Origin of the sequence: Streptomyces lydicamycinicus, from assembly GCF_000829715.2 — a bacterium.
Lineage (GTDB): Bacteria > Actinomycetota > Actinomycetes > Streptomycetales > Streptomycetaceae > Streptomyces > Streptomyces lydicamycinicus.
Genome location: NZ_BBNO01000001.1, coordinates 618,986 through 632,723 on the forward strand (window position 1 = coordinate 618,986; position 13,738 = coordinate 632,723).

At 72.3% G+C, this 13,738-nt stretch carries 15 protein-coding genes; 9 read left to right on the plus strand and 6 right to left on the minus strand.

Annotation, left to right across the window (positions count from 1 at the left end; all coding sequences use genetic code 11):
- Window positions 1-11: 11 nt before the first annotated feature.
- Entirely contained in the window at window positions 12-1,085 is a 1,074-nt protein-coding gene (locus TU31_RS02650; protein WP_042148231.1) for a GNAT family N-acetyltransferase, read from the minus strand.
- A gap of 140 nt (window positions 1,086-1,225) precedes the next feature.
- On the opposite strand from TU31_RS02650, the gene fdxA reads away from it, so the two are divergent.
- Together fdxA and dapC are read left to right on the plus strand one after the other, a co-directional pair.
- The gene (fdxA, locus tag TU31_RS02655; RefSeq protein WP_018089397.1) at window positions 1,226-1,546 is read left to right on the plus strand and encodes a ferredoxin; all 321 of its coding nucleotides are present in this window, start codon (window positions 1,226-1,228) and stop codon (window positions 1,544-1,546) included.
- Between the two features lie 178 nt (window positions 1,547-1,724).
- Complete coding sequence (dapC, locus tag TU31_RS02660; protein ID WP_042148234.1) at window positions 1,725-2,858, plus strand: succinyldiaminopimelate transaminase; 1,134 nt, start codon at window positions 1,725-1,727, stop codon at window positions 2,856-2,858.
- A gap of 78 nt (window positions 2,859-2,936) precedes the next feature.
- Here the strand turns inward: dapC and TU31_RS02665 are convergent, their stop codons facing one another.
- Together TU31_RS02665 and TU31_RS02670 are read right to left on the minus strand one after the other, a co-directional pair.
- The gene (locus TU31_RS02665) at window positions 2,937-3,395 is read right to left on the minus strand and encodes a hypothetical protein (protein WP_042148235.1); all 459 of its coding nucleotides are present in this window, start codon (window positions 3,393-3,395) and stop codon (window positions 2,937-2,939) included.
- Between the two features lie 302 nt (window positions 3,396-3,697).
- Complete coding sequence (locus tag TU31_RS02670) at window positions 3,698-4,618, minus strand: VldE C-terminal domain-containing protein (protein ID WP_078885517.1); 921 nt, start codon at window positions 4,616-4,618, stop codon at window positions 3,698-3,700.
- 40 nt (window positions 4,619-4,658) lie between these two features.
- Between TU31_RS02670 and dapE the strand changes: the two genes are divergently transcribed.
- Together dapE and TU31_RS02680 are read left to right on the plus strand one after the other, a co-directional pair.
- Complete coding sequence (gene dapE, locus TU31_RS02675; RefSeq protein WP_042148239.1) at window positions 4,659-5,750, plus strand: succinyl-diaminopimelate desuccinylase; 1,092 nt, start codon at window positions 4,659-4,661, stop codon at window positions 5,748-5,750.
- A 112-nt stretch (window positions 5,751-5,862) separates the two neighbouring features.
- Window positions 5,863-6,612, plus strand: coding sequence for an LOG family protein (locus TU31_RS02680; RefSeq protein WP_042148240.1), 750 nt, complete (start codon window positions 5,863-5,865; stop codon window positions 6,610-6,612).
- A gap of 232 nt (window positions 6,613-6,844) precedes the next feature.
- Here the strand turns inward: TU31_RS02680 and folP are convergent, their stop codons facing one another.
- Complete coding sequence (folP, locus tag TU31_RS02690; protein ID WP_042148242.1) at window positions 6,845-7,705, minus strand: dihydropteroate synthase; 861 nt, start codon at window positions 7,703-7,705, stop codon at window positions 6,845-6,847.
- Window positions 7,706-7,797: 92 nt separating this feature from the next.
- Between folP and TU31_RS02695 the strand changes: the two genes are divergently transcribed.
- Together TU31_RS02695 and TU31_RS02700 are read left to right on the plus strand one after the other, a co-directional pair.
- Window positions 7,798-8,235, plus strand: a complete 438-nt coding sequence (locus TU31_RS02695; protein WP_042148244.1) for a DivIVA domain-containing protein — start codon at window positions 7,798-7,800, stop codon at window positions 8,233-8,235.
- Complete coding sequence (locus TU31_RS02700; protein WP_042148248.1) at window positions 8,232-8,837, plus strand: DNA-3-methyladenine glycosylase I; 606 nt, start codon at window positions 8,232-8,234, stop codon at window positions 8,835-8,837. Before TU31_RS02695 ends, TU31_RS02700 begins: the two co-directional genes overlap by 4 nt.
- A 30-nt stretch (window positions 8,838-8,867) precedes the next feature.
- On the opposite strand, the gene chcB is transcribed toward TU31_RS02700, so the two are convergent.
- Window positions 8,868-9,668 (minus strand): 2-cyclohexenylcarbonyl CoA isomerase, encoded by an 801-nt coding sequence (gene chcB / locus TU31_RS02705; protein ID WP_042148250.1) that lies wholly within the window; start codon window positions 9,666-9,668, stop codon window positions 8,868-8,870.
- Between the two features lie 323 nt (window positions 9,669-9,991).
- On the opposite strand from chcB, the gene TU31_RS36420 reads away from it, so the two are divergent.
- The gene (locus TU31_RS36420) at window positions 9,992-10,159 is read left to right on the plus strand and encodes a DUF3117 domain-containing protein (protein ID WP_006603288.1); all 168 of its coding nucleotides are present in this window, start codon (window positions 9,992-9,994) and stop codon (window positions 10,157-10,159) included.
- A 134-nt stretch (window positions 10,160-10,293) separates the two neighbouring features.
- Here TU31_RS36420 and TU31_RS02710 read toward each other — a convergent pair whose 3' ends face one another.
- Entirely contained in the window at window positions 10,294-10,977 is a 684-nt protein-coding gene (locus TU31_RS02710) for an O-methyltransferase (protein ID WP_042148253.1), read from the minus strand.
- Window positions 10,978-11,262: 285 nt separating this feature from the next.
- On the opposite strand from TU31_RS02710, the gene sigE reads away from it, so the two are divergent.
- Both sigE and TU31_RS02720 read left to right on the plus strand, forming a co-directional pair.
- Entirely contained in the window at window positions 11,263-11,955 is a 693-nt protein-coding gene (gene sigE / locus TU31_RS02715; RefSeq protein WP_042149877.1) for an RNA polymerase sigma factor SigE, read from the plus strand.
- Window positions 11,952-12,908, plus strand: a complete 957-nt coding sequence (locus TU31_RS02720; protein WP_042148257.1) for an anti-sigma factor family protein — start codon at window positions 11,952-11,954, stop codon at window positions 12,906-12,908. Before sigE ends, TU31_RS02720 begins: the two co-directional genes overlap by 4 nt.
- The last annotated feature ends 830 nt before the right edge of the window (window positions 12,909-13,738 follow it).

A 13,738-nucleotide genomic window follows, 5' to 3' on the forward strand; every position in this document is an offset into this window, starting at 1 on the left:
GGTGGGACCCTTCAGCGCCGGCCGCCGGGCCGGGCACGCCGGTAGTGGTAGCCGTGGTGCTCGGTGAAGCCCAGCCGGTCGTAGAACGCGAGCGCGTCCGCGTTGTCGGTCTCGACCTGGAGATACGCGGCCGAGGCGCCCTCTTCCAGGGCCCGCTCGGCGAGTGCCGCCATCACCAGCGTGGCCAGTCCCTGCCGCCGTGCGGCCGGGGCCACCTCCAGCGCCGCGAAGCCCGCCCAGCGCCCGTCGACGACCAGCCGGCCGATCGCCGCCGTCCCGCCGTCCGCGCCGGGCACCGTCGCGAACCACACGGACGGCCCGCCGGTCAGCACCTGCCGGGCGATCCGGGTGGCCTCCTCCGACGCGGTGGCCTCGCCGGTCCGGTTGTACAGGGCCAGCCAGTCCGCGCCGGGCTCCCGGGACAGCGTGACGCGGCTGGTGTCGGCGTCGGTGTCGGCGAGTGGCGCCAGCGCCGCGATCCGGACGGTGGTGTGCCGCTCGGCGGTCCAGCCGCGTTCCGCCAGCTCCGCGGCCAGCCGTTCATCGGTGTCGGCCTGCCCGGTGGCGACCATGATCACCGGCGGCAGACCACGCTCGTCATACCACTGGCCGATCCGCTCCAGTGCCACCTCCAGCGGGACGCCGGGGTCGCCGAGCGGCAGCACGGAATTGGCGCGGCGGGTGAATCCTCCCGAGGCCCGCAGTGTCCACTCCCCGAGATGCGCCGTCTCCACGGCGGGCCAGCCGCGGGCCGCGACGGTCTGGAGCTCGCGGGCGGTGGCGGCGGGCCCCCGCCGGCGGGACGGTTCCCCCGAGGACGGCCGCGCGGCCCCGTGCCGGGCGGTGGCGGGACGGTCGGGCACCACCTTGCCCGCCACCAGCGAGGACTCCTCGATCCGGACGGTCTCACCACTGCGCCGTGTGATGCTCAGCACACCTTGATCCCAGGATGTGAGAACGCCGACCGCGTCGGTGAACGCGGGAACCCCCGCACCGCCCCCGGTCAGACGCCGGACGGATACCCTTTTGCCCACGTCAGAACGGGTGATCCGGACCTCCGCGCGTCCGCCGGCCAGGAATTCCATCGCTCAAACCGCCCCTCTTGTTCGTCTCGCGCCCGGGAACGGAGATACTAGATGGCGGGCATCGACGACGCCGCGCTCCCGCGCGCCCAGCGGCGGTACTGCCAATCGGTCCGCCGGCCCTACCGAGGAGGAACGACAGCGTGACCTACGTCATCGCGCAGCCTTGTGTCGACGTCAAGGACAAGGCGTGCATCGAGGAGTGCCCGGTCGACTGCATCTACGAGGGCTCCCGGTCCTTGTACATCCACCCGGACGAATGCGTCGACTGTGGTGCCTGTGAACCGGTCTGCCCGGTCGAGGCGATCTTCTACGAGGACGACACCCCGGAGGAGTGGAAGGACTACTACAAGGCGAATGTGGAGTTCTTCGACGAGCTCGGTTCGCCCGGTGGCGCCAGCAAGCTCGGTCTGATCGAGCGGGACCACCCGTTCATCGCGGCCCTGCCGCCGCAGAACCAGTAACGACCGAGGAGCAAGAGGGAGCCAGCCCGCTCCCTCTTGTCCCCGTGTCGTTGGGGGCACCTCCCCGTGTCAGCCACGGGAGGTCGCACGGCGCCGCCCCGGTCCCGTACGGCCTGCCGCCGTACGGGACCGCAGCATTTCCGCCGAGGGCCCCGCACCACCCGAGAAAGAGAGCACCGTGGGCGCAGCATCGTCTCCCCGGCCCGAATCCCCGCGCGCGTCGCTCCGCGACCGGCTTCCGGTCTTCCCCTGGGACCGCCTGGAGCCGTACAAGGCCACCGCCGCCGCGCACACCGACGGCATCGTGGACCTGTCCGTCGGCACCCCGGTGGACCCGGTCCCCGCGCTGGTGCGGCAGGCGCTGACCGACGCGGCCGACAGCCCCGGCTATCCGACGGTGTGGGGCACGGCCGCGCTGCGGGACGCCCTCACCGGCTGGGCCGCCGAGCGGCTCGGTGCCCGGGGCCTGGAGCACACCAATGTGCTGCCGGTCGTCGGCTCCAAGGAGCTGGTGGCCTGGCTGCCCACCCAACTGGGCCTCGGCCCCGGCGACAAGGTCGGCTACCCCCGGCTGGCCTACCCGACCTACGAGGTCGGCGCCCGGCTGGCCGGCGCCGAGCCGGTCGTCTACGACGACCCCACGGAGCTGGACCCCAGCGGTCTGAAGCTGCTCTGGCTGAACTCGCCGTCCAACCCCACCGGCCGGGTGCTGAGCGCCGACGAGCTGCGCCGCACCGTCGCCTGGGCGCGCGAGCACGGTGTCCTGGTCTTCAGCGACGAGTGCTACCTGGAGCTGGGCTGGGAGGCCGACCCGGTCTCCGTGCTGCACCCGGACATCTGCGGCGGCTCCCACGACGGCCTCGTCGCCGTCCACTCGCTCTCCAAGCGCTCCAACCTGGCCGGCTACCGCTCCGCGTTCCTCGTCGGTGACGCCGCGGTCCTCGGCGATCTGCTCCAGATCCGCAAGCACGGCGGCATGATGATCGCGGCGCCCGTGCAGGCCGCCACCGTCGCGGCGCTTGGCGACACCGCCCATGTCGCCGAGCAGCGTGCGCGCTACGCCCGCCGCCGCGCCGCGCTGCGCGGCGCCTTCGAGGCCGCCGGCTTCCGCATCGAGCACAGCGAGGCCTCGCTCTACCTCTGGGCGACCCGCGACGAGCCCTGCTGGGACACGGTCGGCGACCTCGCCAAGCGCGGCATCCTCGTCGCCCCCGGCGAGTTCTACGGCCCGGCGGGGGAGCGGTTCGTACGGATCGCCTTCACCGCCACCGACGAGCGGGTGGACGCGGCGGTGCGCCGGCTGGCGGAGTGAGCCGCGGCTGACCACGCGCAGGGGCCCGGGGAGAGCGAACTCCCCGGGCCCCTGCGCGTCGTACGGGCGGACCGCCGGTCAGCGGCCGCCGAGCGGCAGACCGCCGAGCAGGCCGGTGGCGGGCGCGAGCAGGCCCTTGGGCGAGCCGACGAGCCCCTTGGCCGCGTCGAGCGGCAGCGAGCTGGTCGAGACGCCCTTCTTGGCGATCGGGCGGGCCACGCTCTCCGCCTTGTCAACGGCGGCATGGGTGAGCGGCATGGCCTTCTTCACGACCGGGCCGGCGGTCTCGACGAGTGCCGGGGCGAGCTTCGTGGCGGCCTTGCTGCCGGCCGCGTTCACCAGGCCGACGCCGTCGCGCGCGGTGTGGTCGAGGGTCTCGCTGGTGTTCTGGGAGTCCAGGGGCGCCGTCAGTCCGCCGAGTGCCTTGGTGGGCAGCTCCGCAGCGCTCGCGGAGCCGGCCGCAGCGACCACGGGAGCGGCACCCGCTGCAACGAGCAGGGCGGCTCGGGCGATCCGACGCGTAACGGGGAGGGACATGGTGCTCCTTTTACGGAGAAGGACTCGTTCTTCTGACAGATGTGCCATGTCCGCCTGGCGGACGCACTGACTACCGCGTCAGAACCCCGAAGGTTGCGGTGAACTCCGGTAAAGAGTTGGTAACGCGTCACATAATCGGCCCTGGATAAAGACGGGCAATATGTGCACGGACGGCGGTGCCGCGGAAACGTCACAGCCCTTTGCATACAAGGGAATTGACCGAGGACGTGGACGAGATACGGTCAACTCGCCTTCCGTAAAAGGGAATTGCTGACGGTGCCCCTTCCGGGTGACCGGACAAACTATTGCGCGGTGACGATCCGCACCTGCTGCGCGGCCCCCGCGGAATCGGCCGGCTTCCGCTGCCAGCCCTTCCCCGCATCGTCCGCCTGCCACATCCGGCCGGCGTAAGAGATCTGTTCGATGCGCAGCTCGGCGGAGTGCGCCATCGCCCACATGGCCAGCTCCCAGCCGCGCCGCTCGGTATCGCCCGCGCCCACCGCACCGGACTGCCCCACCGGTATCGTCACGCCGCCCTTGGCGCGGCCCTTGTCGTCGCCCGCCCGTGGCAGCACCCCGGCGCCGAACTCCCGCACCAGCCGCTCCCGCACCGCCGCGGCGCCACCCGCCTGCCCGTCCACCGGGCGGCTCTCCGTACAGGTCATCGCGTCCCGGTCACGGCCCGAGAGCGCGCCGGTCAGCCGTGCGGCGTTCGCCTCGTGCTTCGCATAGGCCTGCGGGTAGCCGCTGCGCTGCACCTTCTGCGCGGCGACGGTCAGCGGCAGCCGGGAGTAGCCGGGCACCTTCGCCAGATGCCGGTAGAACTCCCCGGCCGAATAGACCGGGTCCATGATCTGCTGCACGGTGCCCCAGTCCTGCGACGGCCGCTGCTGGAAGAGCCCGACCGAATCCCGGTCACCGAAGTCGATGTTGCGCAGCCCCGACTCCTGCATCGCGGTCGCCAGCGCGATGGTCACCGCCCGCTCCGACAGCCCGCGCGAGGACGCCACCGCCGAGATCGTCGCGGCGTTCGCGGCCTGCTCCGGGGACAGCTCGTACTCCTTCGCATCCCCTTCGGCGCGCACCGTGCACTGCGGTGCTCCCGGGCCTCCGGTCACGTACTGGATCACGAGATAGCCGGCCAGTCCGATCAGTACGGCGACGGCTGCGGCGGCACGCCACAGACGGGCGCGGCGGCGGGGAGCTGAGGGCTGTGCGGACACGGGCCCACCGTACTGGAGTGCTGCCGATAGGGTCGGATCCATGGAGCGCCCCACAGATCACCCCGCCCTCGACCTGTCGCTCGACGCCGCCGCGCTCACCGCGCAGCTCGTCGACTTCCCCTCCGAGAGCGGCAACGAGAAGGACCTCGCCGACGCCGTCGAGCACGCGCTGCGCGCGCTCCCGCACCTCACCGTCGACCGCTACGGCAACAACGTGGTGGCCCGCACGAACCTGGGCCGCGCCGAGCGGGTGGTGCTCGCCGGGCACCTCGACACCGTGCCGATCGCCGACAACGTCCCCTCCCGGCTGGACGAGAACGGCGTGCTGTGGGGCTGCGGCACCTGCGACATGAAGTCCGGCGTCGCCGTCCAGCTGCGGATGGCCGCCACCGTCCCGGCCCCCAACCGCGACCTGACCTTCGTCTTCTACGACAACGAAGAGGTCGCCGCGCACCTCAACGGCCTCGGCCATGTCGCCGACGCCCACCCCGACTGGCTCACCGGTGACTTCGCCGTCCTCCTGGAGCCCTCCGACGGCCAGGTGGAGGGCGGCTGTCAGGGCACCCTCCGGGTCCTGCTGCGCACCACCGGCGAGCGCGCCCACTCCGCCCGCAGCTGGATGGGCGCCAACGCGCTGCACGCCGCCGCCCCGATCCTGGCGAAGCTCGCCGCGTACGAGCCGCGCCGCCCGGTCATCGACGGCCTCGAATACCGCGAGGGCCTCAACGCCGTACGCATCGAGGGCGGCGTCGCCAACAATGTCATCCCGGACGCCTGCACGGTCACCGTGAACTTCCGCTACGCACCGGACCGCACCCCCGACGAGGCGGTGGCCCACGTCCGCGAGGTCTTCGCGGATTGCCCGGTGGACGAGTTCGTCGTCGACGACCACTCCCCGGGCGCGCTGCCCGGACTGTCCCACCCGGCGGCCCGGGCGTTCATGGAGTCCGTCGGCGGCACCGCGATGCCCAAGTTCGGCTGGACCGATGTCTCGCGCTTCAGCTCCCTGGGCGTCCCGGCCGTCAACTACGGCCCCGGCTACTCCCTGCTCGCGCACAAGAAGGACGAGCGGGTGGAAATCGACCGCATCCTGCACTGTGAGGAACGGCTGCGCGCCTGGCTGACGGCCTGACGCCCCCCGGGCCCGCCGCCGACCGCTCGCCTCCCCACCGAATTCCCCTGCTCTTCATGTCGGCGGATCTACGCTGAACAGGCAAACGATCTGCCAGCGGAGGGAGCACGACATGGCCAGTCCCGAGGGAGCACCGGTCCCGGAGGAGCAGCGGCTGGGTCCCGTACTGCGCCGCCAGGAGCAGGTGCAGACCGGCACCACCGACCAGCGGCTGCTGGACTCCGAAGGCCCCTCCGAGTGGGTGCACACCGACCCCTGGCGCGTGATGCGCATCCAGTCGGAGTTCGTGGAGGGCTTCGGCGCGCTGGCCGAGCTGGGTCCGGCCGTCAGCGTCTTCGGCTCGGCCCGTACGCCGCGTGACTCCAAGGAGTACGACGCCGGTGTACGGATCGGCCGGGCCCTGGTCGACGCCGGTTTCGCGGTGATCACCGGCGGCGGCCCCGGCGCCATGGAGGCCGCCAACAAGGGCGCCAACGAGGCCGGTGGCACCTCCGTCGGGCTGGGCATCGAGCTGCCCTTCGAGCAGGGCATGAACGAGTACGTGAACCTCGGCGTCGACTTCCGCTACTTCTTCGTCCGCAAGACGTGCTTTGTGAAGTATGCCCGGGGGTTCGTGGTGCTCCCCGGTGGCCTGGGCACCCTCGACGAGCTCTTCGAGGCGCTCACCCTCGTCCAGACCCGTAAGGTCACCCGCTTCCCGATCGTGCTGTTCGGCACGGCCTACTGGAGCGGCCTGGTCGACTGGCTGCGCGACACCCTCATCGCCCAGGGCAAGGCGTCGATGCACGATCTGGAGCTCTTCCACCTCAGCGACGACGTGGACGAGGCAATCGCCCTGGTGACCAAGGAGGTCGGGATCTAGGGAGACGCCCTCTGGGAGCGGGGGCGGCCCGGGGTCCCGCTGACGGGGGCGGCCCGGGAATGCCGCCGCCCGGCGCCCGCCCGGGACTACCCCCGGCCGGTGCCCGCCCGGGAAACCTCCCGGCCAGGCGCCCACCCCGGGAATACCCCCGCTCCCCATCCCGTTGTGGCCCCGAGGGGGCCCAGGCACCCCCTACGGCATCCGTTCGCACGAGCCCTAAGGGATTCCTCCCTCAGGCCAGTCCCCGGCGGGCGACCGCCGGGGGCCGGTGGCCGGCGATCGAGGCCACCATGTCCAGCACCTGCCGGGTCTCGGCGACTTCGTGGACGCGGTAGACCTGGGCGCCCAGCCAGGCCGAGACGGCGGTGGTCGCGAGGGTGCCGAGTACCCGGTCCTTGACCGGCCTGTCGAGCGTCTCGCCGACGAAGTCCTTGTTGGACAGCGAGACCAGCACCGGCCAGGTCGTCTGCGTCATCTCGCCCAGCCGCCGGGTCGCCTCCAGGCTGTGCCGGGTGTTCTTGCCGAAGTCGTGCCCCGGATCGATCATGATCGCGTCCCGTCGGACGCCCAACTCCACGGCGCGCTCGGCCAGTCCGAGCGTCACCCGCAGGATGTCCGCCATCACGTCGTCGTAGGTCACCCGGTGCGGCCGGGTCCGTGGCTCGGCGCCGCCCGCGTGGGTGCACACCAGGCCGACGTCATAGCGCGCGGCAACCTCGGCGAGCCGTGGATCGACGCCGCCCCAGGCGTCGTTGAGCAGATCCGCGCCGGCCTCGCACACCGCCTCGCCGACCTCGTGCCGCCAGGTGTCGACGCTGATCACCACATCGGGGAAGCGCTTGCGGACCTCGGCGACGAACCCGACGGTGCGGCGGGCCTCCTCCTCGGCGCTCACCTCCTCGCCGGGACCGGCCTTGACGCCGCCGATGTCGATGATCGCGGCACCGTCGGCCACGGCCTGTTCCACCCGGGCGAGCGCGGGCTCGTCACGGAACGTGGCGCCCTGGTCGTAGAACGAGTCCGGCGTCCTGTTGACGATCGCCATGATCACCGGCTCGTGCGCGCCGAACTCGCGATTCCCCAGCCGCAGCATTCCCTGACTCCCTCTCCGTGGTCCGGGAGCGACCCTAACTGTCACACCCGCATGGCACGATCAGTGCAGGCACATAGTCCGGGGAGTTGGTCGTGTTCTGGTTCTTGCTGATCGCGATGGTCGTGGTGGTGGCCGCGGTCACGCTCGTGGTCGTCGGTGGCGGTGACGGCGGTGGGCTGCGGGATGCCGAGCCGGACCGGCTGCACGACCCGCTGCCGGAGGACCGCCCGGTGGCCCGCGCCGATGTGGACGCCGTCCGCCTTCCGGTCACCGTCCGTGGCTATCGCATGACCGACGTCGACGACGTCCTGGACCGGCTGGGCGCCGAACTCGCCGAGCGGGACGCCCGGATCGCCGAGCTGGAGGCCGCGCTGGCCGGGGCGCATGCCTCCGCCATGGGCGGCCCGGGGCTGATACAGGACGGCCCGCCGGTGCTCGGGCCGGTGCCGGAGGCGGGGCCCGGCGACCAGAAATCCGCGAACGCACCCGAAGCGCCCGGACAGCGGCCGGACGACGAGGAGCGGGCATGAGCGGCGTGGTGAGGGAACCGGACGGCATCCCGCGCTGCCCGTGGGGGCTGGAGTCGGCGCAGATGGCCGACTACCGCGCCTACCACGACACCGAATGGGGCCTGCCGGTCCATGGCGACGACGCCCTCTTCGAGCGGATGAGCCTGGAGGCGTTCCAGTCCGGGCTCTCCTGGATCACGATCCTGCGCCGCCGCCCCGGCTTCCGCGCCGCGTTCGCCGGCTTCCGCATCGCGAAGGTCGCGCGGTTCACGGACGCGGACGCCGAGCGGCTGCTCACCGACCCCGGCATCATCCGCAACCGCGCCAAGATCGCCGCGACGATCAACAACGCCAAGGTCGCCGCCGAGCTGGCCCCCGGCGAGCTCGACGACCTGATCTGGTCCTTCGCCCCCGCCCGGGCGGGCCGGCCGGTGCCGCGCACCGTCGACGATCTCCAGCCGACGACCCCGGAGTCCACGGCGCTCGCCAAGGACCTCAAGAAGCGCGGCTTCCGCTTCGTCGGCCCGACTACCGCCTACGCGATGATGCAGGCCTGCGGTCTGGTCAACGACCATCTGGCGGAGTGCCACGTCCGGGCGGCCGTGGAGGCGGCGGCCGGCTGACCCGGCCGGCGGGGCCGGGCCCAGGGCGGGTCAGCGGCCCAGGAAGACCGGCTTCTCCTTCTTCACGAACGCCTCGACCGCGATCCGGTGGTCCTCCGACGCCCCTGCCCGGCCCTGTAGTTCGTCCTCCTTGCCGAGGGTCTCGACGAGCGAGTGCCCCGCCCCGTAGGCCAGCGACTCCTTGAGCGCGGCATACGCGGCGGTCGGGCCCTGGGCCAGCCGGCGGGCGACGGCCGCGGCTTCCCCGGCCAGTTCCTCGGCCGGCACCACCTTGTTGGCGATCCCCAGCTCGTACGCCTCCTGGGCACCGACGTTGCGCGGGAAGAGCAGCAGGTCGGCGGCCCGGCCCTGGCCGATCAGCCGCGGCAGGGTCCAGGACATCCCGGAGTCGGCGGTCAGCGCGACCCCTGCGAAGGAGGTGTTGAAGGAGGCCGAGTCGGCGACCACGCGGTAGTCGGCGGCCATCGCGAAGCCCGCGCCGGCGCCCGCGGCGACCCCGTTGACACCCGCCACCACGGGCTTGGGCATCTCGGTCAGCGCCGTCACGATGGGGTTGTAGTGCTCACGCACGGTGTTCATGGTCTTCCCGGAGCCGGTGGCCCGGTCCTCGGCCAGCAGGCCGATGTGCTCCTTGAGGTCCTGCCCGACGCAGAAGGCGCGCCCGGTGGCGGTCAGCAGCACGGCCCGCACGGCGGAGTCGGCGGCGGCCTCCTGGAGCGTGTCCCGCAGCAGGACCTTCGCCTCGATGTTCAGCGCGTTCATCGCGTCGGGGCGGTTGAGCGTGATCGTCGCGAGTCCGTCGGTCACGTCATAGAGCACGGTGTCGGCCATAGTGGGAGTCCCCTCCGTCGCGGCTCGGACTGCTCGGCAGCGGCAGTCAGCGCTCAGGATGCCGGAGATCATCGGGCATCGGCATGTGACGTACATCAAAGATTGCGGGCGCGCCGGGGGGCGGCGGGTGGAGAAGTATTGCAGCCGCCTCTCCGAATTGAGGGGGTTTGCGGGAGCGCGTTGCCGAAGGGATGCAGCCCGATGTTGGTCATCGGGTCGTTCGATGCGGGATAATGGCCTGGAAGCAATGTGTTCGATGCCGGTGACACGTGCCTATTCGGGCCGTCGGCTGAGATGAGCTGGTTTCAGGAAGGGGAACGAGCATGGCGGCCATGAAGCCGCGGACGGGCGACGGCCCGCTCGAGGTGACCAAGGAGGGGCGGGGCATCGTCATGCGTGTTCCGCTCGAAGGCGGCGGGCGGCTCGTCGTCGAGCTGACCCCCGACGAAGCCAAGGCCCTGGGTGAGGCCCTGGACAAGGTCACCGTCTGACAAGGGCGGCGCAACCGGCGGTTTCCCGGGGCTGGCCCCGGTATCCCCAGCCGAATTACCCCGGCCCCGGCACGTGGCGCGCAGTGAAGGCGCGCCGCGTGCCGGGGCCGTTTCGTACGTCCCCCGCCGGGTGGTCAACCGCGCTTGACCGCGCAGAGCAGTCCGTCACCGACCGGCAACAGGGACGGTACGAGGGTCGTGCTCTCCCTTACGGCCCGCAGCAGTTCCCGCAGCCGCAGCACCTCTGCGGGCTGTACCGCCGAATCGACCGTACGGCCGTCCGCGAAGACGCCCTCGAAGCAGACCAGGCCGCCGGGGCGCAGCAGCCGCAACGATTCAGCGAGGTACTCCAAGCACTCCATCAGGTCGCCGTCGCAGTACACGAGGTCGTATCCGCCGTCCGCGAGCCGGGGCAGTACGTCCAGGGCGCGGCCGGGGATGAAGCGGGCGCGGTTGCCGGCGAAGCCCGCGGCACGGAACGCCTGCTTGGCGAACGCCTGCCGCTCGGGTTCGAGGTCCACGGTGGTCAGTACCCCGTCGGGCCGCATGCCGTGCAGGAGGTAGATGCCCGACACGCCCGTGCCGGTGCCGATCTCGGCGACCGCCTTGGCGTCCACGGCGGCGGCGAGCAGACGGAGGGCCGAGCCGGTGCCGGTGGTCACCGTGCGGATACCGGCTTCCCGTGCGCGGTCACGGGACCAGTGCAGGGCGGCCTCGGCGCTGTCGTCGATGGTCCCGGCGCCGTACGCCTCGGCGAATGCCAAGCTCGTCTGCCGGTTGCCGGTAATGGCCCTCTCCTGTCCCCGTAGTTGACGCAACCGTGACTGTATCCGCTGCGTGCGGGAACCCGCAGATGGGACTGGACGTTAGGGAGGGGTAGCGGGGTGACGGGGGGAGGCACGGTGACGACCGCGCGAGACGCGAACCAGGACGAGAAGCAGGACCAAATGCAGGTCAAAACTGCTTATCCGGAGCTAACGGGCGAGGTGGATATGGTAGGGGCTCTACTGGACACCACCAGAGCCACCAGGGGAGGTGCGGCTGCGGCGGGTGACCGAGGGGTGCTGAGGCGCTTGAAGAGGTCGTTCGCCGAGCCGAAATCCGTGACAAACACTGCTGACCGTTTCCGCCCCCATGGCCCGAAGGGCATGGGAGGGGCCTCCACCGCCGACTCCGCGACCACCGCGACCTTTGCCGCAGACGCGGATGCGCAGGCGTGGACTCCGCCCAGCTGGGAGGAGATCGTCAGCACCCACAGTGCACGGGTCTACCGCCTCGCCTATCGCCTCACCGGCAATCAACACGACGCCGAGGACCTCACCCAGGAGGTGTTCGTCCGCGTCTTCCGTTCGCTGTCGACGTACACCCCCGGCACGTTCGAGGGCTGGCTGCACCGCATCACGACCAACCTCTTCCTGGACATGGTCCGGCGCCGCCAGCGTATTCGCTTCGACGCGCTCGGTGACGACGCGGCCGAGCGGCTGCCCAGCCGTGAGCCCTCCCCGCAGCAGCACTTCAACGACACCCATTTCGACGCCGATGTGCAGCAGGCGCTGGACACCCTGGCGCCCGAATTCCGCGCCGCGGTCGTGCTGTGCGACATCGAGGGCCTGTCCTACGAGGAGATCGCCGCGACCCTCGGCGTCAAGCTGGGCACGGTCCGCAGCCGGATCCACCGTGGCCGCTCCCATCTGCGCAAGTCCCTCAAGCACCGGGCCCCGGCCACCCGCGCCGAAGAGCGCGAGCAGCGACGCTCGCTGGCCGTGGTGCCCTCGCAGGAGGTCGGAATCGCGTGAGCGGCAACGGCGGTCCGTCCCCCGCCGAGCAGCATCTCGGCGACCGCCTTGCGGCCCTGGTCGACGGCGAGTTGGGGCATGACGCGCGCGAGCGGGTGCTCGCGCATCTTGCGACCTGCGGCAAATGCAAGGCGGAGGCCGATGCCCAGCGTCGGCTGAAAAACGTCTTCGCCCAGGCGGCACCCCCCGGGCCGTCCGAGGGCCTGCTGGCACGTCTCCAGCAGTTGCCCGGCGGCGACCCCGAGGGTCCCGGCAGCCGGCTCGGCAACGGCGCCCTCGGACGCGGTGACTTCGCCAGAGGCGGCGGCGCGTTCCGCTATGTCCCCTCCGACGGTCACTCCGGCCACGCCATGGCGGCGCTTCCCACCCCCTCGCGCGGCCGCGGCTTCCGGGTCCATGAGATGGACCGTCCCGCACAGCGGCGGCGGTTCGCCTTCGCGGCGGCCGGTGCGGTCTCCCTCGCGGCCTTCGCGCTGGGCGGCGCCCTCCCGCTGGAAGCGGCCGTCGACCTGCCCGGCGGACGCGTCGACAGCGGTGGCACGACCGTCACCCCGCTCAGCGTCAGCCCGGCCGCCGACAGCGGTTCCCTGCTCCGTGGCGCGGAGTTCGCCGCCAAGAACTCCGCCGGCCGGCAGCCGTCCGGCGGCCCGACCCTGGCCCCGGCCCCCAGTGCCATGGCTCTCTACGGCCCCGGTGCGGCACCCCCAGCCCCCTATGCGTCGGCGCCGGCACCGCCCTCCGCGCCGGCCGGTCGCTTCGGCCTCTCCCCGCTGATAGCCGGGAGCGGTCCGGCGTCGCCGTATCACCTCGCGCCCCTGGCCATCGCCACCGGCAACTCCCCGGTGCGGAAGAACCCGCCGGCGCTCCCACCCCTGGAGCCCAAGCGTCCGCTGATCGGCTCCGCGGCCGCGGCGGGTCCCTCCGCCGGGAGCGGAGCCTCCGCCCGGCGCTGACCGTCCCCTGCGCGGCCCCACACGGAACTGGTTGAATCGCTGTGGGGCGGCGCACCCCTGACCGGGCGCGTCCGCGAGGTGGTGGCCCGCGCACGACGCGGGCGAACTCTGGGGAGAGCATGGACGACGGTAAGGCCGCCGGGTCGAAGCTGAAGTGGTGGAGCCGTCCGGGGAGCAGCACGGGCACGGAACCGTCCGCCGAGGCCGGCCCGCAGACGCTGCCGCCCGCCGGTAACTCGTCGGACGGAACGCGGACCGAGGGCTCCGGCACGTCCGCCGTGCACCACAGCGGCGAGGACTGGGTGGTGCGTCCGCCCGAGCCTCGGAACGGCGCGGTGGCGCCCGGAGCTGCCGAGACGGCCGAAGTGGCCGGGCCCGCCGATGAGTTGGCGGTGGCGTCGGGCGCGACAGCCGGGGCCGGTCCGGATCAGGAGACCGCCGCGGCCGTGGACGGCGCGGCCGGCGGTGCGCGGCCGGACCCGGGGACCGTGACGCTCGGGCGGGTGCCTGAGGATGCACGGGGCGCGGCGGCTCCGGCTGCCGGGACCGCCCCGACGACTGTGCCGCCGGGGCAGGGGCGTGAGGACGTACGGGACGAAACGGCTTCACCTGCCCGGACCCCGGACGGCGCGGACACGACGGCCACGACGGTCATAGCGGCCGCACCCGCCGCCGCGCCCACGACGGCCACCCCGCCCACCCCCGCCCCCGAAGCCACTCCGATACCGCCCGAGGCACCCGCACCGCCCGAGGCCCCGGCCGCCGCGCGCCGACAGCCCCTGCACGCCGAGGACCCGTACGGCACCCCTCCCTACGGCGGTCCCGGGCCC

Coding starts and splice junctions, on each gene's coding strand:
- TU31_RS02650 (WP_042148231.1), bottom strand. CDS start 1,085: ATGGAATTCCTGGCCGGCGGACGCGCGGAGGTCCGGATCACCCGTTCT.
- TU31_RS02665 (WP_042148235.1), bottom strand. CDS start 3,395: ATGTCCCTCCCCGTTACGCGTCGGATCGCCCGAGCCGCCCTGCTCGTT.
- dapE (WP_042148239.1), top strand. CDS start 4,659: ATGGAGCGCCCCACAGATCACCCCGCCCTCGACCTGTCGCTCGACGCC.
- TU31_RS02680 (WP_042148240.1), top strand. CDS start 5,863: ATGGCCAGTCCCGAGGGAGCACCGGTCCCGGAGGAGCAGCGGCTGGGT.
- folP (WP_042148242.1), bottom strand. CDS start 7,705: ATGCTGCGGCTGGGGAATCGCGAGTTCGGCGCGCACGAGCCGGTGATC.
- TU31_RS02700 (WP_042148248.1), top strand. CDS start 8,232: ATGAGCGGCGTGGTGAGGGAACCGGACGGCATCCCGCGCTGCCCGTGG.
- chcB (WP_042148250.1), bottom strand. CDS start 9,668: ATGGCCGACACCGTGCTCTATGACGTGACCGACGGACTCGCGACGATC.
- TU31_RS36420 (WP_006603288.1), top strand. CDS start 9,992: ATGGCGGCCATGAAGCCGCGGACGGGCGACGGCCCGCTCGAGGTGACC.